Source organism: Saccharopolyspora endophytica (genome assembly GCF_018070075.1).
Taxonomy (GTDB): Bacteria; Actinomycetota; Actinomycetes; order Mycobacteriales; family Pseudonocardiaceae; genus Saccharopolyspora; species Saccharopolyspora endophytica.
The window spans coordinates 1-22,488 of the sequence record NZ_JAGPXE010000012.1; the positions used below are offsets into that span (position 1 = coordinate 1).

24 protein-coding genes are annotated in these 22,488 nt (G+C 69.2%); 11 read left to right on the forward strand and 13 right to left on the reverse strand.

From position 1 onward, the window contains the following. Positions 1 to 68 precede the first annotated feature (68 nt). Positions 69 to 1,604, forward strand: coding sequence for an acyl-CoA synthetase (locus KBO27_RS24540; protein ID WP_210972442.1), 1,536 nt, complete (start codon positions 69 to 71; stop codon positions 1,602 to 1,604). A 104-nt stretch (positions 1,605 to 1,708) separates the two neighbouring features. Here KBO27_RS24540 and KBO27_RS24545 read toward each other — a convergent pair whose 3' ends face one another. After that, positions 1,709 to 1,939 carry a hypothetical protein gene (locus tag KBO27_RS24545; protein ID WP_246537956.1) on the reverse strand — a complete coding sequence of 77 codons (231 nt, stop codon included), beginning with the start codon at positions 1,937 to 1,939 and terminating at the stop codon, positions 1,709 to 1,711. Between the two features lie 146 nt (positions 1,940 to 2,085). On the opposite strand from KBO27_RS24545, the gene KBO27_RS24550 reads away from it, so the two are divergent. The 6 genes from KBO27_RS24550 (at position 2,086) to KBO27_RS24575 (ending at position 6,406) form a co-directional block, all read left to right on the forward strand. Next, positions 2,086 to 2,946 carry a helix-turn-helix domain-containing protein gene (locus tag KBO27_RS24550; protein WP_210972256.1) on the forward strand — a complete coding sequence of 287 codons (861 nt, stop codon included), beginning with the start codon at positions 2,086 to 2,088 and terminating at the stop codon, positions 2,944 to 2,946. 15 nt (positions 2,947 to 2,961) lie between these two features. Further along, a complete protein-coding gene (locus KBO27_RS24555; protein ID WP_210972257.1) occupies positions 2,962 to 3,162 on the forward strand; it encodes a DUF397 domain-containing protein in 201 nt (66 codons plus the stop codon). A 273-nt stretch (positions 3,163 to 3,435) separates the two neighbouring features. Continuing rightward, on the forward strand, positions 3,436 to 3,762 hold the full coding sequence (locus KBO27_RS24560) for a hypothetical protein (protein WP_210972258.1): 327 nt from the start codon (positions 3,436 to 3,438) through the stop codon (positions 3,760 to 3,762). 7 nt (positions 3,763 to 3,769) lie between these two features. Then, positions 3,770 to 4,348 carry a DUF3558 family protein gene (locus tag KBO27_RS24565; protein WP_210972259.1) on the forward strand — a complete coding sequence of 193 codons (579 nt, stop codon included), beginning with the start codon at positions 3,770 to 3,772 and terminating at the stop codon, positions 4,346 to 4,348. 30 nt (positions 4,349 to 4,378) lie between these two features. After that, positions 4,379 to 5,578, forward strand: coding sequence for a hypothetical protein (locus KBO27_RS24570; RefSeq protein WP_210972260.1), 1,200 nt, complete (start codon positions 4,379 to 4,381; stop codon positions 5,576 to 5,578). A 3-nt stretch (positions 5,579 to 5,581) separates the two neighbouring features. Next, positions 5,582 to 6,406: an ESX secretion-associated protein EspG gene (locus KBO27_RS24575; protein ID WP_210972261.1), complete on the forward strand. Its 825-nt coding sequence runs from the start codon at positions 5,582 to 5,584 to the stop codon at positions 6,404 to 6,406. A gap of 61 nt (positions 6,407 to 6,467) precedes the next feature. On the opposite strand, the gene KBO27_RS24580 is transcribed toward KBO27_RS24575, so the two are convergent. The 5 genes from KBO27_RS24580 to thyX all read right to left on the reverse strand — a co-directional run bounded on the left by KBO27_RS24580 (position 6,468) and on the right by thyX (position 11,338). Continuing rightward, positions 6,468 to 6,656: a hypothetical protein gene (locus KBO27_RS24580; protein ID WP_246537957.1), complete on the reverse strand. Its 189-nt coding sequence runs from the start codon at positions 6,654 to 6,656 to the stop codon at positions 6,468 to 6,470. Positions 6,657 to 7,037: 381 nt separating this feature from the next. Further along, on the reverse strand, positions 7,038 to 8,726 hold the full coding sequence (locus KBO27_RS24585) for a ribonuclease J (protein WP_210972444.1): 1,689 nt from the start codon (positions 8,724 to 8,726) through the stop codon (positions 7,038 to 7,040). A 43-nt stretch (positions 8,727 to 8,769) separates the two neighbouring features. After that, complete coding sequence (dapA, locus tag KBO27_RS24590) at positions 8,770 to 9,702, reverse strand: 4-hydroxy-tetrahydrodipicolinate synthase (RefSeq protein WP_210972263.1); 933 nt, start codon at positions 9,700 to 9,702, stop codon at positions 8,770 to 8,772. A 136-nt stretch (positions 9,703 to 9,838) separates the two neighbouring features. After that, positions 9,839 to 10,465 (reverse strand): TIGR03085 family metal-binding protein, encoded by a 627-nt coding sequence (locus tag KBO27_RS24595; RefSeq protein ID WP_210972264.1) that lies wholly within the window; start codon positions 10,463 to 10,465, stop codon positions 9,839 to 9,841. Between the two features lie 120 nt (positions 10,466 to 10,585). Continuing rightward, positions 10,586 to 11,338 carry an FAD-dependent thymidylate synthase gene (gene thyX, locus KBO27_RS24600; RefSeq protein ID WP_132674783.1) on the reverse strand — a complete coding sequence of 251 codons (753 nt, stop codon included), beginning with the start codon at positions 11,336 to 11,338 and terminating at the stop codon, positions 10,586 to 10,588. Between the two features lie 142 nt (positions 11,339 to 11,480). Between thyX and KBO27_RS24605 the strand changes: the two genes are divergently transcribed. Together KBO27_RS24605 and KBO27_RS24610 are read left to right on the forward strand one after the other, a co-directional pair. Continuing rightward, positions 11,481 to 12,086 carry a toxin-antitoxin system HicB family antitoxin gene (locus tag KBO27_RS24605; RefSeq protein ID WP_210972265.1) on the forward strand — a complete coding sequence of 202 codons (606 nt, stop codon included), beginning with the start codon at positions 11,481 to 11,483 and terminating at the stop codon, positions 12,084 to 12,086. 30 nt (positions 12,087 to 12,116) lie between these two features. Beyond that, positions 12,117 to 13,085 (forward strand): DUF4097 family beta strand repeat-containing protein, encoded by a 969-nt coding sequence (locus KBO27_RS24610; protein ID WP_210972266.1) that lies wholly within the window; start codon positions 12,117 to 12,119, stop codon positions 13,083 to 13,085. A gap of 268 nt (positions 13,086 to 13,353) precedes the next feature. Here the strand turns inward: KBO27_RS24610 and KBO27_RS24615 are convergent, their stop codons facing one another. Continuing rightward, on the reverse strand, positions 13,354 to 14,577 hold the full coding sequence (locus KBO27_RS24615; protein WP_210972267.1) for a winged helix-turn-helix domain-containing protein: 1,224 nt from the start codon (positions 14,575 to 14,577) through the stop codon (positions 13,354 to 13,356). A gap of 78 nt (positions 14,578 to 14,655) precedes the next feature. Here KBO27_RS24615 and KBO27_RS24620 point away from each other — a divergent pair, with 78 nt between their 5' ends. Both KBO27_RS24620 and KBO27_RS24625 read left to right on the forward strand, forming a co-directional pair. After that, positions 14,656 to 15,219, forward strand: coding sequence for a GNAT family N-acetyltransferase (locus KBO27_RS24620; RefSeq protein WP_210972268.1), 564 nt, complete (start codon positions 14,656 to 14,658; stop codon positions 15,217 to 15,219). 24 nt (positions 15,220 to 15,243) lie between these two features. Beyond that, on the forward strand, positions 15,244 to 15,738 hold the full coding sequence (locus KBO27_RS24625) for a VTT domain-containing protein (RefSeq protein ID WP_307870591.1): 495 nt from the start codon (positions 15,244 to 15,246) through the stop codon (positions 15,736 to 15,738). Between the two features lie 372 nt (positions 15,739 to 16,110). Here the strand turns inward: KBO27_RS24625 and KBO27_RS24630 are convergent, their stop codons facing one another. The 6 genes from KBO27_RS24630 to KBO27_RS24655 form a co-directional block, all read right to left on the reverse strand. Continuing rightward, entirely contained in the window at positions 16,111 to 16,377 is a 267-nt protein-coding gene (locus tag KBO27_RS24630) for a hypothetical protein (RefSeq protein ID WP_210972269.1), read from the reverse strand. Positions 16,378 to 16,446: 69 nt separating this feature from the next. Further along, positions 16,447 to 16,638 (reverse strand): hypothetical protein, encoded by a 192-nt coding sequence (locus tag KBO27_RS24635; protein ID WP_210972270.1) that lies wholly within the window; start codon positions 16,636 to 16,638, stop codon positions 16,447 to 16,449. Positions 16,639 to 16,682: 44 nt separating this feature from the next. Beyond that, positions 16,683 to 17,921 (reverse strand): YeeE/YedE family protein, encoded by a 1,239-nt coding sequence (locus tag KBO27_RS24640; protein ID WP_210972271.1) that lies wholly within the window; start codon positions 17,919 to 17,921, stop codon positions 16,683 to 16,685. Between the two features lie 8 nt (positions 17,922 to 17,929). Continuing rightward, the gene (locus KBO27_RS24645) at positions 17,930 to 19,543 is read right to left on the reverse strand and encodes a hypothetical protein (protein ID WP_307870592.1); all 1,614 of its coding nucleotides are present in this window, start codon (positions 19,541 to 19,543) and stop codon (positions 17,930 to 17,932) included. A gap of 148 nt (positions 19,544 to 19,691) precedes the next feature. Beyond that, complete coding sequence (locus KBO27_RS24650; RefSeq protein ID WP_246537958.1) at positions 19,692 to 21,512, reverse strand: hypothetical protein; 1,821 nt, start codon at positions 21,510 to 21,512, stop codon at positions 19,692 to 19,694. A 361-nt stretch (positions 21,513 to 21,873) separates the two neighbouring features. Next, a complete protein-coding gene (locus KBO27_RS24655) occupies positions 21,874 to 22,446 on the reverse strand; it encodes a TetR/AcrR family transcriptional regulator (protein WP_210972273.1) in 573 nt (190 codons plus the stop codon). Between the last annotated feature and the right edge of the window lie 42 nt (positions 22,447 to 22,488).

Here is a 22,488-nt window from a genome sequence, read left to right on the forward strand (position 1 = left end):
CCACCAGTGACCCGCGGTGCCGGACGCCGCCGCCCGCCGACCGGCACGCCCGACCCAGCGAGGTAGCCGTGCAGCTGGCCGAATACCTGGACAAAGGGGCGTCGCTCGGAGACGACCGGCCCTGCCTGACCACGAACGGGGAATCGCTGACCTACGCCGAGGTGCAGGAAGCGTCCTGGCGGATGGCCAGGGCTCTGATGGCCTCGGGGATCCGGCCCGGAGACCGCGTCGCGGTGTTGTCGGGCAACGATCCGCTCGCCCTGACCAGCGTTTTCGGGATCTCCCGCGCGGGCGCGGTGTGGTGCCCGGTGAACCCGCGCAACGAGGCGGCGGAGAACCGGCAGCTGCTGTCGATGTTCGGCTGCCGCTGCCTGCTGTTCCAGGAGCGGTTCGCTCCGCTGGTGCAGCGCATCCGCCACGAGCTGCCGGAACTGCTCACCCTGGTCTGCCTGGACGGGGAGGTCGACGGCGCGCTGACCTTCTCCGACTGGATCGAGCTCGGCGAACCCGGCCGCCAGACCCCGGCGGTCGCAGGTGACGAGCTGTGCATGCTCGCCGGAACCGGTGGCACGACGGGCGAACCGAAGGGCGTGCGGCTGACCGGGACCAACATGGCCACGGCGACCGCGCTGACGCTGATGAGCTACCCGTTCGGCGACCGCCCGAGGTACCTGGCGCTGGCGCCGCTCACCCACTCGGCAGGCGTGCTGACCTGGCCGATCCTGTCGCTGGGCGGCGAGATCGTCATCATGCCGGAGCCGGATCTGGGCGAGTTCCTGCGGCTGATCGAACAGCACCGCATCACGCACGCGTTCCTGCCGCCGACGGTGATCTACGGGCTGCTCGACCACCCCGACCTCGATGCGACGGACCTGAGTTCGCTGCGCTGCCTCTGGTACGGCGCCGCACCGATGTCGCCGACCCGGTTGCAGGAGGCGCTGGAGCGGATCGGCCCGGTGCTCGGCCAGCTCTTCGGGCAGACCGAGGCCCCAAACATGATCGCCACGATGGCCCCGGCGGATCACTTCCGCGCGGACGGTTCGGTGGCGGTGGAACGGCTTTCGTCCGCGGGAAGGCCGAGCCCGCTGACGCAGGTGGCGGTCATGGACGAGTCCGGTGCGCTGCTGCCCAGGGGCGAGCGCGGCGAGATCGTGGTGCGCGGCCCGCTGGTCATGGCCGGCTACCACGAGAACCCGTCCGCCACCGAGGAGGTCAGCGCGCACGGCTGGCACCACACCGGCGACATCGGCTACCTCGACGCCGAGAACTTCCTGTTCATCGTCGACCGCGCCAAGGACATGATCATCACCGGCGGGTTCAACGTCTACTCCGCCGAGGTGGAGCAGGCCCTGCGCGAGCACGGCGCCGTGCAGGACTGCGCCGTGCTCGGTCTGCCGGACGAGAAGTGGGGCGAGCGGGTCACGGCGGTAGTGCAGCTTCGGCCCGGCGGGAAGGCCGAGCCCCACGAGCTCGCGGCGTTCGTCAAGGAGCGGCTGGGGAGCGTGAAAGCGCCCAAGCAGCTGGAGATCTGGCCCGACCTCCCGCGGTCGAAGATCGGCAAGATCCTCAAACCCGAGATCCGGAAGCAGATCCTGGAGAACTGACCGAATCAGAATCGGGGCGGTCGGCCGACACGCAGGGAGGGGGCGTGTCGGCCGACCTTCGCGGTTTCGACGCCTGTCGGGGGAAGTGGGCGTCGAAACGGGCTTCAGGTGTGGCCGTTGAGCTCCGATATGAGAGTTCGGTTGCAGTCCGCGCAGGTGGGGGCCGTGACCCAGTCGAGGTCGGTGGGAGTGGCCATCGCGACTTCGACACCGCAGACGGTCGTGTCGGCGGACTGGCGTTCCCAACGACGTCCCCGGAACGCGTGACGCGCGAAGGCGCCGGAATCCGGATTCGGGGTCGGCAGCCAGTAATGCCGCGCTGGCTCGAAGTTCATCGGCGCACTCCGCTCTGTCAGATCGACTGTGCTGATCAACTTAAATCTGCGATCGCGGATTATGGAATTGCCGAATCGAGTGATGTTCCCGCGAACTCGAATCCGGAACACTGGCGAGTGAACAAGATCGGATTCGGAGGCGATCGATGGCGACACCCACCGTGCGGCGACTTCAGCTCGGCAACGAAATGCGCCACGTGCGCATCAAAGCCGGCCGGGAGCAGGCCGAAGCCGCCGACGCACTGGACGCCGGAATCGGCAAGATCAGCCGGTTGGAGCTGGGCCAGGGCGGCATCTCCAAGGGAGACCTCAAACTCCTGCTGGAGTTCTACGAGGTCGACCCCGACGAGATGCAGTGGATGTTCGAGCTCGCCAAGACCCGCAGCAGCCGAGGCCGCTGGGGCGATTACCGCGCGGTCTTCCCCGAGTGGTTCCGCATGTACGTCGACCTCGAAACCGACGCCGAGGAGATCCGCCAGGTCAAGGGCGAGATCGTGCCCGGGATTCTGCAGACCGAGGGGTACATCAGGGCGATGGACACCTCCTCGGCCAGGCGCGAGAGCGAGGACATCGACGCCAACGTGGCCGCGCGGCAGGAACGGCAGGCGATCCTGACGCGGGACGAGCCGCCGACCGCCTCGTTCGTGCTGTCGGAATCGTGCCTGCGCCGCAGGGTCGGAACCCCCGAGGTCATGCGCGACCAGCTCGACCACCTCGCCGAGATGGCCCTGCAGCAGAACGTGAACGTCCAGGTGCTGCCCTTCGACGTGGAAGCGCCAGGTGGCGCCATCACGTTCGACTTCACCATGCTCCGCATCCCCTCGAACGGGATCGCTGCTCCGCTGGAATTCGTCTACGTCGAGTGCCTTGACGACGCCCGGTATCTGGATGCCAAGGACGCCGTATCGACCTACGCGAGGCTGTGGGACCGGATTCAAGCAGCTTCACTGTCTCCGAAGAATTCGCTGAAAGCCATACGATCGGTGCGCAACGAGTACTCGGAGTAGACGCGAGGTCGCACCATGATCGAAGGACGTGTCCTCTCGGACGCGACGTGGTTCAAGAGCAGCTACAGCGCGACGCAGGACGCCTGCGTCGAAGTCGCGATCACCAGCACCGCCATCGGCGTCCGGGATACCAAGGATCGAGACGGCGGAACCCTGGTCTTCGACAACGCCACCTGGTCCACCTTCTTAACCCACCTCAGGACCCCCAAGAGCTGAAGACCACCACTGCGCAGGGCGCCTCGACGACCGAGGCGCCCTCCGCACGTCCTCACCCGCGGGCAACCCCACTCCTGACGCGAACGCCCAGATCAGAGGCGAAGCTCCGCTAGTGGATTGCGACATCCAGGTGATGCGGACCCCGAATCGGCTCACTCAGTAGGGTGATCGCGTTCATAATGTGCGCCGGTCCAAAACGCTGTGATCACCGCAGGTGATCGCCGAAGATGGACCCAAGCCGGACGTGTCATTCGAAGTAGGGGGAACACCGCCGTGGCCGGGTTCGTAGTCGATCCAGAGGGTCTGCAAGGTGCGATCTCGCAGCTCACGAGGATCAAGAACGATGTGGACAGCTTGCTCGCCCAGGCGCGAGAAGTTAAGCCCGGCGAGCTGACCGCAGACGACACCTACACCGGCCAAGCGCGCAAGGCCATTCAGGACCGTGCGACCGCCGAGAGCGGTTCCCTGTCGATGATCGCGCAGCAACTCCGCACGAAGTTGGATGAGAAGATCAGCGCCTACCAGGCGGTTCTCGACGAGTACCAGCGAAATGACGATGCTGCTGCGGCCAACGTGAACCGGCTCCACCAAGAGGCATGATCGGGACGTGAAAGCGAAGATGAGCTTGCTCAAGCGTGGCGGCGCCGTAGCTGCCGGTACCGTGCTGACCGCTCTTTTGGCGGCGTGCTCCGGAACCGGGGCTGAGAGCCCCGCACCTCAGCAACCCCAGCCCGCAGGACCCCAGATCAGCAATCCGAAGGACGTGTCCTCAGCTGATCTGTGCAGCTTGCTCCCCCCTGAGGTAGCGACGTCGCTGGGTGTCGCCCCGGCGGGCCAGATGGATGACGGCCCGAAAATCGGTGACTCGGCTGAGGCATGCGTGTGGCGTTCGCCGGATGGCAAGGACTCGGTCAGGCTCAGCGTCCTCACCGATCGGTCGATCAAGACCTACTACGACAGCAAGTCGCAGTACCCGGACTTCCAGGAATTGACGCTGGCCGATCACCCGGCTGTTCGCGCTAACGAGGGCGACCCGGCGAAGGACGGCGCGTGCTCGATCTTCCTGGGCGCAGCGGATGGGCAAGTGGTCCACTCGTTCGCCACGCAGACCAACATCACCGATCCCTGTGCCCTCTCTCAGAAGGCGCTGGAGAGCTCCGTTCCGACCTGGCCCGCAGCCAAGTAACGAGTACTGGGGACAACAACAATGCTGGACATGTGCTACGCGAGTAGCGCCAAGGAGTACCGCAAGCAGATGGGCGGTTCTCCTGAGGCGGTCAGCCTCCCCGCGCCCTCGGACAAGGGTGTGAAGGCGTGGGAGGACGTCGCGAAGGCCTTCGATCAGATGGCTCTCGACGTCGAGGCCGCTCTGCGCTCCGCCGAAGCCGCACACACGGGTGCGGCCGCCGACGCCGCGAATGCTTCGATCTCTGAGATCAAGCCGCTAGCTGAAAACGCTGCGACCACCTCGCGCGGGGTCAAGGCCGCTCTGGAGGAGCAGAACACCTACCAGCGTGAGGCTTTTCAGGCTCTGCCGGTCAAGGACGACCCGTTGCCGAGCGGGCAGGGCGCTCTGCTCGACCCGCCGCAGAAGGGGTGGGTCGAGGACTGGGGTCTCGACTCGAACCCGGTGACCGGGTGGATGTCGGACTACGAGGACCGGCAGCAGGCCTACGTGGACACCAACCAGCAGGCCAACCAGGTCATGGAGCGCTACAGCCAGCAGACCGAGGGCGTGATCGCGCGGCTGCCGGAGTTCCAGCCCGCCGACCAGCCGCCGCCCGCGGCTCCGCCGGTGTCGTCCTACCCGACCTCGGGCACGTATTCCGCTGGTGACAGCGGTTCTTCGTACTCGGGTGGCGCCTACTCCGCACCGTCGGGCACGTCGTCTGCTTGGGCGTCGGCTCCGAGCTCCCCGCCCGCGGTGCACGCCCCGTCCGCGCCGGCCGCGTCGAACCCGTCCTGGGCGACTCCGACCCCGGCGGCTCCCGGGCTTCCGCCGGGTGTCGTGCGCGGTCCCGACGGGACGCTGTTCCGGCAGAACCCGCAGACCGGCGCGTGGGAGCGGCAGAACCCCTACAACGGGCGCTGGGTCCCCTCCCCCAACGGCGGCCCCGGTGGTCGTCGCGGTGCCGAAGGCGCAGGTGCGCCCGCGGGTCGCGGTGCCGGTGGCCGGGCCGGGATGGGCGGTCTCGGTGGTGCCGGTGGCGCGAACGCCGCCGGTGGTGCCGCTGGTCGTGGTGGCCAGGCCGGTGCACCCGGGGCGGGTGCCGGTGCCGGGCGCGGCAAGCAGGGCGAGTCCGACGAGCAGGAGCACCAGCGTCCCGGCTGGCTCGTCGAGCAGGACGACGTGTTCACCAACGACATGCAGCGCACCGCACCACCCGTCTTCGGTGACGCCGACCAAGGCCGGTGATTCGTGGCCAGGCGTGAACTGAGCCTGCCTCCCGCCGCCGCGAACTACCTCTGCACCCGGTTCGACCTGCAGCTGCACCCGCTGCTGCGGGTCGGTTGGTTGCCGCTGGACGCCACCGAGGAGGACCGCCGCGAGGCGGCCGAACTCGGTCGGCGCCAGCTCATCCAGCAGAGCCTGTTCGACGGCGACGAGCTGCACCCGTTCGTCGAGGAGGCCGTCCACCTGCTGGCCCGGCCGCCGCTGGCGATCGGGGTCGCGGTCCACGCGCGCGAGGGCGAGGACTTCAACGCCGTGCTCGTCGAGTACGGCCGCAGCACCGTCCAGGCGTACCAGGCCGACGGCGAAACCCCCGACGACCTGCGGGACATCCGCATCAAGCGGCACGAGCACGGTGGTCCGGCGGGCAACGCCATCAACCTGCTCGGCAAGGTCACCGCCGCCGAGGACGCGTCGGTGTCGATCCCCTACGCGCACCTGGAGCAGGTGACCACGCGGATGGGCGGCTCCGCGCGGACCCTGTCCTCGGCGCTGGGCTACGCCGGAGTCCGCGGTGCGCAGGCGAAAACGCTGATGAACGCCTTCACCGCGAAGCGCAGCCTGGAAGGGCTGATCACCGTGCGCGCCTACGACCAGAAGGTCCGGCGGACCCGTTCGCTGCCGTTCAACCTGCAGTTCTTCGCCACCGAAGCCGGTTGCTACCTGGCCCAGCGCAAGCCGGGTCGCGACGGCCGCGAGTGGTACACGCTGGCACCGGCCGACTCGCGGAAGCTCGTCGGGACGATCAACGAGATGATCCGGCTCCTCACCCGCCCCGCCGCCCGCGTCTGAGACGTGAAGAGGGGCTGACCTCTCCCAGGAGATCAGCCCCTCTTCGACGTGCCGAGTCGGCTCAGCCTTCGGTGATCGGCGCGTTGACGCAGGCGCTGTCCTGCGGGGACGCGATCGGAGCCGTCACCCCGAGGACCGCGGCGTTGTTGCCGCACAGCTGAACTGGCACGGCGCTCACGTTGTTGTCGTTGAGCAGGTTGACCCCGTCGTTGTCCGAGCTGTCAGCGAATGCCGGGCCCCCGATGGCCATGAGTGCAGTTGCAGCGGCGGCAGCGCCGAAAAGTCGAGCGGAAGTACGCACCTTCAGACCCCAATCTTGGCGAGTGGTTTTCCAGCGGAACGAAGCTAGCTCGAACCGGCGGGATTCACCCTGGCAGCGGACTTGCCACCCAGCTCGGTGGGTCACGCCAACGTGCCACGGACTCCACTCGTGAGGTGTTCGAAAACACCCAGGGTGCACGAAGAAATCGGGCATTCCTCTGAGGACTTCCGCACGACCGGGTAATGGGTTATCGGAAACGAGCACCGATCATGATGCTCATCCAGCCCCGGGCGGTTACCCGGGGTGATGCGGACGTGCGAACGGGGTGGCCCGGAAGGATTTCCGAGCCACCCCGTTCAAGCTACGAGATCAGGAACTGAGCGGAAGCACGTTCGGCACGATCATCGGGCGGCGGCGGTACTTCTCGGCCACCCAGCGGCCCACGACCCGCCGCACCGACTGAGCGATGCGGTGCGTGTCGGTGATGCCCTCGGCCTCGGTGCGCGCCAGCTCCATCTCCACCAGCGGCACGACTTCGTCCAGCGCCTTCGGGTCGTCCGAGAAACCGCGGCCGGAGATCGTCGGCGACGAGACCGCGCGCCCGTTCGTCGCGTCCACCGCGACGGTGATCGCGATGAAACCGCCCTCGCCCAGCACCAACCGGTCCGACAGCGTCGACTCGCCGACGTCGCCCACCGACAGGCCGTCGACGTAGACGTGACCGACCTCGACGCGGCCCGCGATGCTCGCGATGCCGTCCACCATGTCGACCACCACGCCGTCCTCGGCGATGACCACGCGATCAGCGGGAACACCCGTCAACCGGGCCAGCTCGGCGTTCGCGCGCAGGTGGCGCCACTCGCCGTGCACCGGCATCACGTTGCTCGGGCGCACCGCGTTGTACAGGTACAGCAGCTCGCCGGCGGAAGCGTGACCGGAGACGTGGACCTTCGCGTGGCCCTGGTGCACCACCTGGGCACCCAGCCGGACCAGGCCGTTGACCACGCCGAACACGGCCGTCTCGTTGCCCGGGATCAGCGAGCTCGCCAGCACGACCGTGTCACCGGCTCGGATGCCGATCTGCCGGTGCTCGCCGCGCGCCATCCGCGACAGCGCCGACAGCGGCTCGCCCTGCGACCCCGTCGAGACGAACGCGACCTCGGACTCCGGCATCTCCAGCGCCTGGTCCAGGTCGACGAGCAGGCCCTCCGGCACGTCCAGCATGCCCAGATCAGCGGCGATGCCCATGTTGCGGACCATCGACCGGCCCACGAAGCAGACCTTGCGGCCGTGCGTCTGCGCGACCTCCAGCACCTGCTGCACGCGGTGCACGTGGCTGGCGAAGCAGGCCACGATGACCCGCTGCGTCGCCTTGCCGATCACCCGGTCCAGGACCGGGCCGATCTCGCGCTCCGGCGTGACGAAGCCCGGCACCTCGGCGTTGGTGGAGTCGACCAGGAACAGGTCCACGCCCTCGTCGCCCAGCCGGGAGAAGCCCGCCAGGTCGGTCAGCCGGTTGTCCAGCGGCAACTGGTCCAGCTTGATGTCACCGGTGTGCAGCACGACTCCGGCGGGCGTGCGGATGGCCACCGCCAGCGCGTCCGGGATCGAGTGGTTGACCGCGAAGAACTCCAGGTCGAAGGAGCCGTGCGCGCTGCGCTGGCCCTCGGCGACCTCGATCAGCTGCGGGTTCAGCCGGTGCTCGCGGCACTTGGCCGCCAGCAGCGCCAGCGTGAACTTCGAGCCGACCACCGGCAGGTCCGGCCGCAGCCTCAGCAGGAACGGCACCGCGCCGATGTGGTCCTCGTGGCCGTGCGTGAGGACCAGGGCGTCGATGTCGTCCAGCCGGTCCTCGATCGCGCCGAAGTCCGGCAGGATCAGGTCCACGCCGGGCTGATCGTCCTCCGGGAACAGCACGCCGCAGTCGACGATCAGCAATCGGCCCTCGTATTCGAAGACCGTCATGTTCCGGCCGACCTCGCCGATGCCACCGAGCGCGACGACCCTGAGACCACCTTCGGCCAACGGGCGTGGTGGTGCCGACGAAGTCGGCGTCACCGGGTGGTACTCGGTGGCTGTCGCCTGTGCGCTCAACGCTGTGTCACCTCTGTGCTGCGTCCGGGTTGACCAATACCAAACCAGCATCCCACAGGTCACTGGTGATCAACCGCACCTGCTCCTCGGTGGCGGCCGGGAGCGGCAGCCTCGGCTGCCCCGTCTCGTAGCCGCACAGCCGCAGAGCGGTCTTGGCGAAGATGACGCCACCGACGAAGTTCATCGACCGGTAGACCGGGAGGAGTCCCTTGTGGACTTCCAGAGCGCTTGCGACATCACCGGATTCGTAGGCGTCGAGCATCTTGCGGAGCCGGTCGCCGACCACGTGGCCGATCACGCTGACGAAGCCGACCGCGCCCACCGACAGCCACGGCAGGTTCAGCGGGTCCTCGCCGGAGTAGTAGGCCAGGCCCGCGTCGTTCATCGCCTCGCTGCCCGCCCACAGGTCGTGCTTGGAGTCCTTGACCGCGACGATCTGCGGGTGCTCGGCCAGCCGCTTGAGGGTGTCGACCTGGATCGGCACCACGCTGCGGGGCGGGATGTCGTAGAGCATCACCGGCAGGTCGGTGGCGTCGGCGACGGTCCAGAAGTGCTGGTAGAGGCCTTCCTGCGGCGGCCGGGAGTAGTAGGGGGTCACGACCAGCAGGCCGTGCGCACCGGCCTTCTCGGCGGAGCGCGCCAGCTCCACGGAGTGCTCGGTGTTGTTCGTGCCGGCACCGGCGACGACGGTCGCCCGGTCGCCCACGGCCTCGACCACCGAGCGCAGGAGCTGTTCCTTCTCCCGGTCGGTGGTGGTGGGGCTCTCACCGGTGGTGCCGTTGACGACCAACCCGTCGTTGCCGACGTTGTCGACCAGGTAAGCGGCGAGCTCCTGCGCCACTTTGAGGTCGACCTTTCCGTCTTCGTCGAACGGCGTGACCATGGCGGTCAGGACGCGGCCGAACGGGCGGCCCGGAATGGCGGTGGGGCAGTCGGTCATGGTCCTGACGCTACCTGGTCAGGGACCCGCTGAAGACAGCCGGACCGAGCTGAACCGAGCCCGCCGGAAAGGCGTTTCCGACGGGCGCGAAAGGCCGTGTTTCTTTCGGTCCAGCGGTGCTCTGACGAGCAGTTTTTCAGAATGAGCGGCGCAGGTCCTGCATGGCCATGATGTCGGCCTCGTTGCCCTCGTAGGTGACCTTGGTTTCACGCCGGCCGAACGCCTGCAGGAGCAGCTCGCTGGGCTCGCCGACGATGCGCACCGTGCGCGGGCCGCGCTTGGCCGGGATCTCGGTGCCGTCGGTGCGGCGCAGCACCACGCCCACCGGGCTGCGGCCGTAGAACATCCGCGCGACCCGGCCCAGCGACTTCCACAGGGCCTCGTCGCGGGTCTCGTCGGACGGGCGCGGCTGCCAGTTCGGCTGCGCGCGGCGCACGTCCTCGTGGTGCACGAAGAACTCGGCGGCGTTGACCGTCTCGTCGACCCCGCCGATGCTCATCGGGTTCCACTTGGGCGGCCCCTGACGCACCTGGTCGACCAGCTCCGACCAGGCCAGCTCGCGCAGCTCCTGCTCGGCGCGCTCACCGCGCTCGGCCAGCGCCTTGATCAACCGGCCCGCCAGCGCGTCCGGACGGCGTTCGCGCACGACCAGGTGCACCGCGAGGTCCCTGGTCGTCCACCCCTCGCACAGCGTCGGCGCGTCCGGGCCGACTTGCTCGAACAGCTCGCACAACAGCTGGCGTTCTTCGCTGGCGACACCCATGGCGCCCACTCTAAACGCCGATCTTCCCGAGCGTCGGACGTGTCCGCGATCGAGACGAAAACGGCACCCGCGGTGTCCCACGGGTGCCGTTCCGCAACAGACCTGAGCCGATTCCGGCCGTCAGCCCTCGGTGACGAAGGGGCTGGAGGCGACCTCCGTGCCGTCCTTCAACGTGGTGATCTCGAAGTCGCTGAAGACGTTCGGGACGGCCTTCTGCAGCTGCTTCAGGCACTCCACGGCCAGGCCGCGGATCTCCACGTCGGCGTGCTCGGAGGCGCGCATCGCGATGAAGTGCCGCCAGGCGCGGTAGTTGCCGCTGACCACGATGCGGGTCTCCGTGGCGTTGGGCAGCACCGAGCGGGCTGCCTGCCGGGCCTGCTTGCGGCGCAGCGTCATCTTCGGCTCGTCGGCGAACTTCTCCTCCAGCGCCGCCAGCAGGTCGCTGTAGGCCTGCACGCTCGCCTCGGCGGCCTGCACGAACTTCTCGTGCAGCTCCGGGTCCTCAGCAATGACGTCGGGCTCGACCATCGCGGCGTCCCGCTCGGGGACGTAGCGCTGCGAGAGCTGCGAGTAGGAGAAGTGCCGGTGGCGGATCAGCTCGTGGGTCAACGAGCGGGACATCCCGGTCAGGTAGAACGACACCGTCCCGTGCTCCAGCACGGACAGGTGACCCACCTCCAGGATGTGCTTGAGGTATCCGGCGTTGGTGGCGGTCGCCGGGTTCGGCTTGCGCCACGACTGGTAGCACGCACGACCGGCGAACTCGGCCAGCGCCTGCCCACCGTCGGCGTCGGTCGACCAGTCCACGTCTTCCGGCGGGAAGAACTCGGTCTTGCCGATCAGCTGCACTTTCGGCCGCACGATCTCGGTCACGACGGGCGTGCCCCTTTCCTGCTTCTCACGACTCCCCATGTGTTGCCCGAAAGCCTAACCGGCCGGCCCGACAAGATCGCCTGACGCCAGTTGACACCATCGGGTGTTTGCATGGCGTCACCGATGCCGCCATAGTGGTGTCATGGACTTGAACCCGTACATCGACCAGCTTCGCGAAGACCTCACCTCCGCCGCTGCCGCCGGCGACGACCAGACGCGGCAGACGGCGGCGGTGCTGTCCGGCGCGATCGAGCCGGCCGCACGGCTGGCGATCATGAACGCACTGTCCGACCTGGCAGCCGAGGTGACGACGAACCTCGACGGCCAGGTCGTGGACCTCCGACTGGACGGCCGCGACGTCCGCGTCGTGGTCAGCGGCGGCGGCAGCCCGTCGCACACCGAGGACGAGACCGAACCACCGCCGCCTCCGCCGCCCAGCGGTGACAACGGCGACATCAGCCGCATCACCCTGCGGCTGGTGGAGGAGATCAAGTCCCAGGCCGAGCAGGCCGCGTCCGCCCAGGGCGTGTCGCTGAACACCTTCGTCGCGCAGGCCGTGCAGGGAGCGCTGCGCGGAGGCGGACGCGGCGGCCCGTGGGACAGGCCGCGTCGCGGGCACGGCGGACACGGGCACGGCGGACACGGCCACGGGCGTGGTCGCGGCGGGCCGTGGGACGGGCCCGGCTTCGGCGGCTGGCCCGGTGGCGAAGGCGGCGGCTCCCGCGTTCGCGGCTGGGTGCAGGGCTGATCCGGTCACATGGCGGAAGGGCGAGTTGAGATGACCGACAACAACGACGAACCCGACCTCGACCAGGAGTGGTCCGAGGCCGAGGAAGAACTGACGGATCTGCTGCGCAGCCAGGACTTCGACTCCGCCGCTCCGATCCGCATCGACATCGGCAACAACCGCGGCTCGGTCGTGGTCGAGCTGACCGACACGGCGATGACCCACGTCGAGGTCCGGCACGACCCGAGCTCGGGTGCGCAGGACTGGCAGAACGGGCTGTCCGGGCTGCTGAGCTGGGTCACCGAGCAGTTCGGCACGCCCGGCGCCCGCGGCGGGCTCGACCTGGGCAACCTGCCGCGCGAACCGATCATCGAGGCCGTGCGCCGGACGCGCATCGACATGTCCGGCGGCCGGCTGGTCGTGCGGGCCCCGTCGAACGCACCGCTGCGCGGAGTTCCGCTCGCGGTGCGGGTCACGGCGCCGCTGGGCTCCGAGGTCGGCGTGCAGAGCGGGTCCGCCGAGGTCGCCGTGTCCGGTTCCGCCGGGAAGGTCAACGTGCAGGCCGGGACGGGCACCGTCTCGATCGAGGAGGCCACCGACCGGGCCACCGTGCGCAGCGGCTCCGGGCACCTCCGGCTGGGCGCCATGCGCGGCGGCGTGCACGCGCGTTCCGGGCGCGGTGACGTCGAGGTCGGCGCCATCGAGGCGCCGTCCTCGGTCGCCAACGGGTCCGGTGCCATCTGGCTCGGCGAGGTCTCCGACGACGTGCTGGTGCGCACCGGCAGCGGTGACATCACCCTCGCCGACGCGGTCGACGGGCAGATCGAGCTGATCACCGGGTCCGGCGAGCTGCAGGTGTCGATCCACCGGGGCGCGAGCGCCGAGGTCGACCTGACCTCGTCCACCGGTGCCGCGCGCAGCGACCTGGACGTCGCCGACCAGCGACCAGAAACCGAACCAACCCTGCGCATCTTCGGCAGAACCGGCAGCGGCGACGCAGTCCTCACCACCGCCAGCTGATGAAGAGCGGTTGAGGAACGGGCCCTCGTGGCGGTACCGGTAGCCGAAGCTGAGACCACACCCGGAACAGCGCCTACGAGCTGTTCATGTGCGGCGAAGCCGCTGTTCCAGGTGTGGGAGTCAGCTCGCACCGCCGCGGGTTCTTCAGCGGCTTCGTGGCGAGCACGCCGCGACGCCGTGTAGTGGACATACATCAGGAGTGGCGCGCGGAATCCACGGAGCCGCTCAGGTTCCCCCACCCGCACCGCCAAGCAGAGCAAGCGACCTCTCAGGAAAGGCCAAGTTCGGCGTTGAGTGGGCGGATTAGGTCGCCTCGTTCTCCTACTACTACCTCGTCGAGTCCTAGCCAGGTCGCCATCTCGCGCAGGGTGGCGGCCAGCTCGGGCGCGACGGGCGCGGCGTCGCGACCGGGTTCCAGGAACGCTCCGGGCACCCGGAGCACGCCCGCGGTCCGGTCGGCCTTGAGGTCGACGCGGGCGACGAGCTCGCCGTCGAGGAGGAAGGGGAAGACGTAGTAGCCGTACTGCCGCTTGGGCTCCGGCACGTAGATTTCGATGCGGTAGCGGAAGCCGAAGATCCGCTCGGCGCGCGAGCGCTCCCAGATCAGCGGGTCGAACGGGCACAGCAGCGCCCGGCCGGCGACCTTGCGGGGAGCGCGGGCTTCGGCGTGGCGGTAGGCGGGCTGACGCCATCCGTGCACCACCACCGGTTCGAGCACGCCGTCTTCGACGAGCTCCGCGACCGCCTGCTTCGACTGGTCCGGGGCCAGCCGGTAGTAGTCGCGCAGATCGGTCTCGGTGCCGATGCCCAGGGCCTCGGCGGAGCGCTCCACCAGTGCGCGAACGGCTTCGGCGTCCTCGGGCTCGTGCGCGAGGACTTCGGCGGGCAGCACGCGTTCCGGCAGGTCGTAGAGCCGCTCGAAACCTCGGCGGGTGCCGGTGGTCAGCTCCCCCATCGCGAACAGCAGCTCGCAGACACGCTTGGTGTCGGTGCGGTTCCACCACGGGCCGCGGCCTTGCCGCTCACCGCCGCCGAGCTCGCGTTCCAGTCGGCCCGCACCGATCGGGCCGAGTTCCTTGACGGCGTTCAGCACGTCGTTGACCAGCTCGGGGTTCTGCTCCAGCAGCTCGCGGGAGCGCTTGCGCCAGGCGCCGCCGTACTCGCGCATCCGCCAGCGCAGCAGCGGCCAGTCCTCGACCGGGATCAGCGACGCTTCGTGCGCCCAGTACTCAACGAGCATGCGGGGCTGCCGGGCGGTGTGCGACCACGCAGCGGTGTCGACCAGCTCCGCCGGGTAGGCGCCGAGCCTGCTGAACAGCGGCATGTAGTGGGCGCGCACCGCGACGTTGACCGAGTCCAGCTGCAACAGCTTGGTCCGGGACAGGGCCCGCTGGAGGTGCCGCCGGGTCACCGCGCCACGCGGTCGCGGGTCGGCGAAGCCTTGCGCCGCCAGAGCCATTCGTCGTGCCGTGTCGTTGCTGATGGTCTGCACCCGGGCGATCGTGCCAGCACTCCCCGACAACGCGGACTGCTGCCGGGTGCTCGGAACCGACACGTTAGGTTGTCGCGCATGGCTGAAGCCGATGTGCGCGAAGCAGTGGCGTCCGACGCCGCCGAGATCGCACGCATTCAGGTCGAGACGTGGCAGACCGGCTACGCCGAGATCCTCTCCCCCGCCGTGCTGGCCGGACTGGACAGCGCCGAGGTCGAGCAGGAGTGGCGTGAAGCCGTCACCTCCGGCGCGGCCACCGTGCTGCTCGCGATCGAGGGTCACTGGACAGTGGGTTTCTGCGTCGCAGGCCCCGCCCCGGAGTCCGAAGTCGCCGCCGCCGACGGCTCCCTGCCCGATGACACGTCGACGACGGTGCTGGTCAGCTCGCTGCTGGTGGAGCCGCGGTGGGGTCGTCGGGGTCACGCCGGACGGTTGCTCGGCACGATGGGTCGCCGGTTCGCCGCGCACGGTGCGACGCGTGGCATCGCGTGGGTTCCGGAGTCGGACTCGGCGTCGCTGTCGTTCTACCGCGCTGCGGGGTGGTCACCGGACGGTACGGTGCGCACGTTGGACGCGGGTGGGCGCCCGCTTCGCGAGATGCGCCTGACCGGTCCGCTGGAATTCGAGTTCGAGCACCACTGACGCCTGCCCTCCCGGGAGCCGAAAGTGCTGACCATCATCGGGTTGCTGTCCACCACGTTCGGTGTGTCGGTGGCCTCCGCGCTGCTCCCGCTGATCAGCGTCGAGCTGTTCGCGGTGGGCCTGGTGCTCAAGGAACCCGACATCCCCTGGTGGGTCCTCGCGCTGGTCATCGCCACGGGTCAGATCGGCGGCAAGCTCCTCCACTACTACGCGGCCAGGGGCAACATCCGCCTTCCCGCGTTCATGCGCAGGGAGAAGAAGGAGAAGCCGGAGACCAAGGGCCGCTGGAAGACGTGGCTGGACCAGTTCCGCGAGAACTGCCGGACCCGCCCGGTCTGGGCGGGCACAGTCCTGCTGATCAGCGCCGCCGCCAGCCTTCCCCCGTTCGCGGCGGTGGCCATCATCGCCGGTTGGGCCAAGGTCCCGGTGTCGACGTTCCTGATCACCGGTTTCATCGGCCGCTTCGCCCGCTTCGGAGCCCTCGCCGCAGCCCCAGCAGCGATGGCCGCCTGGCTCTAACCACACGACCCCCGAAACCATGCCCCCAACTTCAGTGGAAACCCGATCCGACTCCGACCGACCCCCGGACCCGGACCCCGGCGGAGACGCCACCTCCGATTTCCACTGAAATCAGGGACCCAACTTCAGTGGAAACCCGAGACCCCACTCCCACCGGCCCCGGACCACAGACCCTGGACCCCGGCGGAGGTCGCCGATTTCCACTGAAGTCAGGGGACCGATCTCAGTGGAAATCCGGGTCTGGACTTCCACTGAAACGGGTCTGGATGCGGGGAGGTTGCTGGGTGGTGGGGTTGCGTTGCTCGTCGAGATGTGGGGACGGCCCCTCGCAGTGGGGTGCGAGGGGGCGTCGTTCACCCGGGGAGAGCTTCGTCAGAAGTTCGGCAGGGCCGGGAGGCCGAGGCGGGCCGGGACGCCCAGGACCGAGTCGATCAGGCCGAAGACCGGGACTCCGACCGGGGCGAACGTCCACTTGTTGTTGAGGTCGCCGGTGTCGGGTTCGTCGACGACGGCCGGGCCGTCCTGGGCGGTGACGGCAACCGGGGCTTCCGGTGCCGCCAGAGCCGCCGGTGCTGCGGTGCACAGGGCCGCTCCGACCAGGAGCGAGGCGGTGATGGCGCGGGATGCGGTGTGGTTCATGCGGGTTCCCTTCTCTCGGTCGACCTGCCGCGCGGTGCGCGGGCCACGCGGCGGGCCCGAACTAGCTGGTCAGCCGGCCAGGAGCGCGACGACGGGAGCCAGCAGCTGGGTGGGCAGCTGCACGGTCGGGGTCAGCACGGCTCCGAGGTCGACACCCGGCAGGACCCACACCGACTCGGCGTTGGCGACGCCGCCGGTGAGCAGCACGGCGCTCACGGCGATGGCCACCGAAGCGGCGGCACGGCGGACGGACTTGGACATGGTGTTCCTCCTTTTCCCCACCACCGGCCGCAGCCGGTGGAAGATCAGCAGACGGCGTCCGAGGGCTTGGGGTTGCCCAGTCCGAACAGCGGACGCAGCGCGACACCGGCGTAGGTGCCGACGATGGCCATCACGCCCCACAGCCAGCCGTGCAGGCTGAACGAGGCGACGCCGGAGAAGTAGGCGCCGATGTTGCACCCGCCCGCGAAGCGCGCGCCGATGCCCATCAGGATTCCGCCGAGCACGGCCCCGACGGCCATGCGCCACGGGATCTTGCGGTGCAGGGTGAAGGCGCCGGCGAGGGCGGCGGCGATCAGCGCGCCGGCCATGATCCCGAAGTCCATCACCGAGATCCGGTCGGTGAGCACCGACGCGGTGAGCTTCGCGGCGTTCTCCGGGTCCTGCCAGAACGGGGCGCCGGAGACGTCGATACCGACCCAGCCGAGGATCTTCGCGCCCCACAGGCCGAACGCGGAGGTGATGCCCCACGAGCTGCCGGAGACGAACAGCGTCGCCGCGTTGAGCACGGCCAGCAGCACCGCGCCGACCCACAGCGGCCAGGAACCGCGCAGGGCGCGCAGCACGCCCTTGGCGATCGGCGGCTGGTCGATCGGCGGAGGCGTGCGGCGCCGCTCGACCAGCAGCGACACCCCCACGACGACACCGATGATGACCAGGGTGATCAGCACTCCACCGGCGTAGCCCAGCGGGGTTTCGGCCAACGAGACCTTCGGACCGATGCTCTGCACGCTCTTGATGAACGGCGAGATGAACGCGGTGAACACCGAGCCGACGATGAACCCGCCGAGGGTGAAGATGATCGCGGTCTGGCCGCTGCCGACCGCGAAGAGCGTGCCGGAGGCGCAGGAGCCGCCGACCTGCATGCCGACGCCGAACAGGAACGCGCCGAACACGACGCCGAGCCCGGCGGTCTGCAGCTGCGGTTCGGGCGTGCCGGACAGCGAGTACCCGCTGCCGAGGATCCCCGCGAACAGCACGGCCGCCACGCCCAGCATGAGCATGTGGGCGCGGATGGCGCGGCCCTGTCCCACGGTGATCAGCTGGCGCCACGCCGAGGTGAACCCGAACCGGGAGTGGAACAGCACCAGCCCCAGGGCCAGGCCGACGCCGTAGAGCACGGTCATCTTCCACCCGGCGGCGTTGGCCACGGCGAGCCCGAGCACGACGGCGATCGCGATGCCGATCGCCACGACTCCTCGTTGCGCGGGCGGTGCCGTGCGCACCGGTGGTGGGGCCGGTCTTTCAACGTCCACAACAGACATCTGCACTCCTACTTCTCCGTGAGCGGACCTGAGATGGCCACGATGGTTCCCTGCGGGATCCACTGGCCGAGGTTTCCGCCATGCTCGTGTCCGCCCATTTGCATGACGTCGACCTGGGCGGATGCGTAGACGGTGACTTCGCCGGCGATGTTCTCGCCGCGGGCGCGCGCCCACTCCCGGTATCCGGACAGCGACGGCGGGTCGCCGAAGGCACTCGCCTGGGTCATGCCGTAGGTGAGGGCGTTGCGGTCGCGCGGGTCGAAGCGCAGCGGCAACGCCGCACCCGCGGTCGAGTTCACCACCGGAGCGTGCAACAGCCAAGGTGCGAGGTGCATTCCGTAGAGGAAGTTCACACGTCCCAAGGTGTGGGACGCCTTCTGCCAGCCCGACACCTGCAGCAGCGCACCGTCGGGGTTGTCGCTGATGGGAACGCCGCGGTGGGCGGCTTCGGCGAGGACGACGTCGGCCGCCGCCTTGCCGCGCGGTGTGTCGTCGCCCACGACGGACAGCGAGGGCACCTCCAGGTCGGCCAGGTAGGCGACCTGCTTGCGCAGCGCGTCGGCGTCCTCGGCGAGCAGTTCGGTGTTCGGGCAGGTCACCGGGGCCGGAGCACCGGCGGTGATGCCGCCCAGGGCGGCGCCGGCGCACTCCGGGTCGGCCGAGCCTGCAACCTCGGGCAGATCACCGGTGTCGACCTCGACGGTCCCGGTCTCGCCCGCCCGGGAGATGATCAGGTCGCTGCTGCCGGGCGGCAGGTCGACCTCGGCCCACGTGCCGGAGGCGCCGGGGATCGGGACCGCTCGGGCGATCCGGTCGCCCTGCTCGACGGTGATGCCCCCTCCGGCGGTTTCCGGGAAGTGCACCAGGTTTCGACCCGCGCGGTGCGGGCTGACCAGCACCGGCGTTCCGGCGGCTTGGGCGAGCCGGGCGATGCCGGGGACGGGCAGGTCGTGCGGGAGCGGGATGCCCGGCAGCGTGGCCCAGGCCAGGACGACGGTGAGCACGCCGATCGCGCCCACGCGGTAGACGCGCCGCTCGTCGCGCAGCGCGAGGGTGACCGCCAGCACGGAGACGGCGCCGATGACCAGCACCAGCACGGTGATCCCGTAGCCGGTGCTCCACAGCCTGCGGTCGAAGACGCCGGACAGCACCAGCTGCCCGATGCCCGCGCCGACCAGCGCGACGGCTCCGGTGAGCGCGATGGGTCGCGGACGCAGTCCGCTGTCGGGGCGCCAGGTCTTGGCCAGCGCCAGGCCGAACCAGACGACGGCGACCGCGACGAAGATCGTGTCGAGGAAGAAGGCCAGCGAGGTGTGGCCGAGCGCGGCTTCAGCGATGAGCAGCAGCGCCAGGCCGAAGCCGAGGAAGGTCGAGGGACCGCGCCAGCGCAGCGCGAGGGGCACCGCCAGGGCGAGCACCCCGTGCGCGACGGCGAAACCGGTGTTGATGTGCAGGACCACGGCGGACAACCCGGCCAGCGCGGCGGTGCCGATGCCTGCGATCCAGGCGGACCACGGGCGCATCACCGCTCCGGCGCGCAGCAGACCGATGCCGGCGACCAGCGCCGTGCCGGTCAGCAGCAGCACGCGCAGCACCAGCGCGAGGTGGTCCACACTGGACACTCCGGTGTGGGTGTGCATGTGTCACGTCCGCTCTCGTCGAAAGAGGTTCAGGAGCTGGGGAACACCGCTTCGGGAGGTGGGTGGCCGCCGCGGGGCGGCCACCCCTCTCACCGCTGAGCCCAGGTGTCCGGTGGCTACTCCGCGCGAACTACTTCAGGTCGCTGTCGGAGACCACGAACAGCTCGGAGTGAGGTTTGGCGTTGCCGAACTCGCCGTGCGGCCAGGACCGCCGGTTGAAGTTGACGCCGGGCTCACCGGTCACCTCGTCCCGGAAGGTGTCGTCGAGCGACACCTTCCCGTCCGGGCCGAGGTCGACCATGTTGACCTTGTGGTCACCGTCGTTGCCCGACCGCGCGACGAAGTAGTTCGACACCGCGAGACGCCCGGGCGTCTGGGTCTCGGTGTACTTGCCGTCCGGGCCGAGCACGAAGTTGTCGTACCCGCCCCAGTGCGGACCGCCCGCGGCCTTGCCCGGGTTGATCGGCGTCGTGCCGGCCACCGTCGGGCAGTCGGCCTCGGCGCCGCCGTGCTCGGACTCGGCGAGGGTGTCGATGTTGCACTGGAAATCGTCGCCGGAGTTGACCAGCTCCTGGATGTCCAATGTGTACACCCCGCCCGTGGTACCCGGGTCGTCCTCGCCGAAGGTGCCCGCAGCGCGCCCCTGGATCGCCCGGTACAGGAACCGGTCGTCCGGGCTGGTCTGGATCCAGCCGCCGTTGGAGCTGCCGCCGTTGCGGTCGTTGGCCTTGTCGAAGTTCACGACGGCGGCGCCGTCGTCGAACACCTGGCGCCAGTGGGGTTCCGGTGCGGTGATGTCGGGCGTGTAGAACACCGCGCCGCCCTGCATGGTCTGGGCGAAAGCGCCCTTGTGACCGGGCAGGTTCGTCACCGTGGTCTCCATGACCGCCCGCGGCTCCTGGTGCAGCGGGTCCTCCGGGTTGGCCCGCGGGCCGTTCGGGAGGTAGCTGACCGCCTTGAGCTTCGGGTGGTTGCGGTCGGAGATGTCCCAGGTCCGCACGGTCGGCCGCCGCAGGTACGGCGACGGGGCCTTCACCGGGTCGAGGATGATGTTGCGGGGCTCGGTGTAGTCGGCCGTGACCAGGGTGTTCAGGTCCTCGCGGGCTTGGATGCCGTGCGGGTTGGCGCAGGTCGGCGTGCCGATCCGCGGCAGGTTGTCGCACAGCTTCTCGTTGTCCCCGCCCGGTGTGGCAGCCGGGGATTCGGAGAGCACCTTGGCGTTCTCGTCGAACCGGACGACCTCGCCGGGGCTGCCGGCGAAGCCGTTGCCCAGGTGCACCGAGCCGTCCGAGTAGCGGTAGGGCCCCGGAGCCACCGGGCCACCCATGTAGGTGCCGTAGGCGGTGCCGTCCTTGAGCGTCCAGTACGCGTCGGGAACGGAGCCGCCGGGCGTCTGGGTGGGCAGGCTGAGGCCCTTGAGCTTGACGTTGGGCAGCGAGGTCACGTCGAACGCGTAGGTCGCCGCACCGAAGAGCGCACCGGCGAAGATGGTGTCGCCCTTGTGCCACACGTACTGCATGTGGTGCGGCTCGTTCTCGACCAGCGGGCCGACGGTGACCGTGTTGACCACCTGGCCGTAGCCGGGTGAGCCCTTGGTCGCGTCGATGATCGCCAGGAAGTCCGGGCCCGGCAGGGCGTTGGCGACCTTGCCGGTGCCGCCGGCCAGCGAGCCCGGCAGGTTGCGGACGTCGGCCACCGCGGTGTCGGCGATGTTCTCGTCGCCCGCCCAGACGACCAGCCACTCCTTGGGCTTGCCGTCCGATGTGGACTTCTCCAGCGCGCTCTTCACGACGTGGTTGGTGACGGTGTAGTCCTTGCCGTCCGCACCCTTCACGGACTGCGAGGACACGTCGACATCGGCGTAGGCGTCCTGCACCGGCAACGTGACCGAACCGACCGCCAGGGCTATGGCGGCCAGCCCGATGGGCAGTCTTCGAAGACTCTTCTTCATGTGTGCTCCGGATTTTCGTGGAGAATTCCGAAATCGGGCACGACGAATTCGCGCGTTCGGAATGCGCGGTTTTCCGAACGTGCGTCGTCGTGAACTACTCGGGGAGAGAGAAAACGCCTTGCAGCGGCGAGAGAAAGAGGTCCCTTAGGCGTGACAGAGCGCGCTGGCCTGCTGTCGGAGATCGACATGCAGGCGAGCCACCAGACAGGCGAACCTGGACATGCCAGCAATAATCAAGAAGCGCCCACGTGGTGTCAACGTTCAACCACGTCGTGGGATCTTGACGAATCAGTCCCTGAGAATCGCCTGGTAAATCGAAGCAGTAGCCCGAACGGCGGTATGCGCGAAAGGCCAAGCGGAATTAAGGTTTCCGATTCTCCGTCGTCGTGGCGGCCCGGATGAGCACACCGGCGGCGGCCTCGATCCGCTCCTCATCGCCGGTGACGATGCGGTCCAGGCACAGTCCGCGCAGACCCGAGATGAGCAGGCTCGCGCGGGAACGCGCCTCGAGCTCGTCGAAACCGAGCCCGCGGTAGACGGGCACGAGCGGTTCCACCATCACCCTGACGGCGTCCGCGGCGAGCGCGGCGTAGCGATTCGGCTGGGTCGGAGCCAGGCTCAGCACTTGGAACAGGATCCGGATCGGCCGCTGCTGGCGCCCGCGCGTGATCGCCTCCCACAGCTCCCACGCCGCCCGCTCCAGGCCGCCGGCATCGCCGACGTCGCGGAACAGACCGGAGACATCGGGGCGGCTCGCGGCGATCGCCTCGGCGATGAGCGCGTCGCGGCTGCCGAAGTAGTACAGCAGCATGCGCTTGCTGGTGCCCAGCTTCTCGGCCATGGGCGCCAGGGACAGGTCGGCGATGCCGTGCGCGGCGAGGTGGTCGACGGCCTTCCGCAGCAGCTCGGCGCGCTTGTCGCCTCGTGAACTCACCCCTTGACCGTACCGATCGGTACAACTAGCGTGCAAACGCTG

Coding starts and splice junctions, on each gene's coding strand:
- KBO27_RS24630 (WP_210972269.1), bottom strand. CDS start 16,377: ATGAACCACACCGCATCCCGCGCCATCACCGCCTCGCTCCTGGTCGGA.
- dapA (WP_210972263.1), bottom strand. CDS start 9,702: ATGACCGACTGCCCCACCGCCATTCCGGGCCGCCCGTTCGGCCGCGTC.
- KBO27_RS24605 (WP_210972265.1), top strand. CDS start 11,481: ATGGACTTGAACCCGTACATCGACCAGCTTCGCGAAGACCTCACCTCC.
- KBO27_RS24570 (WP_210972260.1), top strand. CDS start 4,379: ATGTGCTACGCGAGTAGCGCCAAGGAGTACCGCAAGCAGATGGGCGGT.
- KBO27_RS24640 (WP_210972271.1), bottom strand. CDS start 17,921: ATGTCTGTTGTGGACGTTGAAAGACCGGCCCCACCACCGGTGCGCACG.
- KBO27_RS24580 (WP_246537957.1), bottom strand. CDS start 6,656: ATGGCCATCGGGGGCCCGGCATTCGCTGACAGCTCGGACAACGACGGG.
- KBO27_RS24545 (WP_246537956.1), bottom strand. CDS start 1,939: ATGAACTTCGAGCCAGCGCGGCATTACTGGCTGCCGACCCCGAATCCG.
- KBO27_RS24555 (WP_210972257.1), top strand. CDS start 2,962: ATGATCGAAGGACGTGTCCTCTCGGACGCGACGTGGTTCAAGAGCAGC.
- KBO27_RS24635 (WP_210972270.1), bottom strand. CDS start 16,638: ATGTCCAAGTCCGTCCGCCGTGCCGCCGCTTCGGTGGCCATCGCCGTG.
- KBO27_RS24595 (WP_210972264.1), bottom strand. CDS start 10,465: ATGGGTGTCGCCAGCGAAGAACGCCAGCTGTTGTGCGAGCTGTTCGAG.
- KBO27_RS24620 (WP_210972268.1), top strand. CDS start 14,656: ATGGCTGAAGCCGATGTGCGCGAAGCAGTGGCGTCCGACGCCGCCGAG.
- KBO27_RS24650 (WP_246537958.1), bottom strand. CDS start 21,512: ATGAAGAAGAGTCTTCGAAGACTGCCCATCGGGCTGGCCGCCATAGCC.
- KBO27_RS24610 (WP_210972266.1), top strand. CDS start 12,117: ATGACCGACAACAACGACGAACCCGACCTCGACCAGGAGTGGTCCGAG.
- KBO27_RS24550 (WP_210972256.1), top strand. CDS start 2,086: ATGGCGACACCCACCGTGCGGCGACTTCAGCTCGGCAACGAAATGCGC.